The 557-nt window shown below is 59.4% G+C and carries 1 protein-coding gene; it reads right to left on the bottom strand.

Annotation, left to right across the window (positions count from 1 at the left end; all coding sequences use genetic code 11):
* On the bottom strand, nt 1–233 hold a 233-nt coding region (locus tag JKG68_RS33135), incomplete at its 3' end, for a hypothetical protein (RefSeq protein ID WP_210346538.1).
* Nucleotides 234–557 lie beyond the last annotated feature (324 nt).

Raw genomic sequence — 557 nt, 5'->3', positions numbered from 1 at the left:
TCAGCTGCATCCCGCGCCTTGAGGGCCGCTTCCAGCTCAGAACGGGCCGTAGCCATCTCCGCCCGCGTCTTCACAAGCTCCTCAAACAGATTAGCGCGAACACGGTTGAGGCGGGCGATCTCGTCTTCAGGTGACGCGAGACCTGCGGTTGCGCAAGCGATGTTAAGCCCAACAGCCGCGAGAACGGCTAAACTCGCGGAGTACAGGGATCGTTTGAACTGTGAACGCGACATCGGAGGCCCTCCCAATGGTGCCCATCACGGCCCGATGTTGACCGGGCGGCAATCCTGCTCTCCTGGCTCGCAATCAGGTAGACCCGCAGAAGGACTAACCCCTGCGGGCAGTTCTCTGGCTTTGCGGCCCAGCAAGACGAAGGGCAGTTCTGGGTCAAAGAACAAAACCGAAGCGGATTAATGAAAGTCCGCTTTGCGCCCGATCGCGGAACTCGGGAAAGGGTCAACCCATACGAATTCCTAACGGTCATCGCGTGAGCGCTTCCAGGGGCAGCGCAATAACTCTTTTTAGCAAGAGCAAGCCGGCGCGCTTGACCTCGCTTC

Source organism: Microvirga aerilata (assembly GCF_016743775.1).
Lineage (GTDB): Bacteria > Pseudomonadota > Alphaproteobacteria > Rhizobiales > Beijerinckiaceae > Microvirga > Microvirga aerilata.
This window is presented reverse-complemented; position numbering and strand designations above follow the sequence as displayed.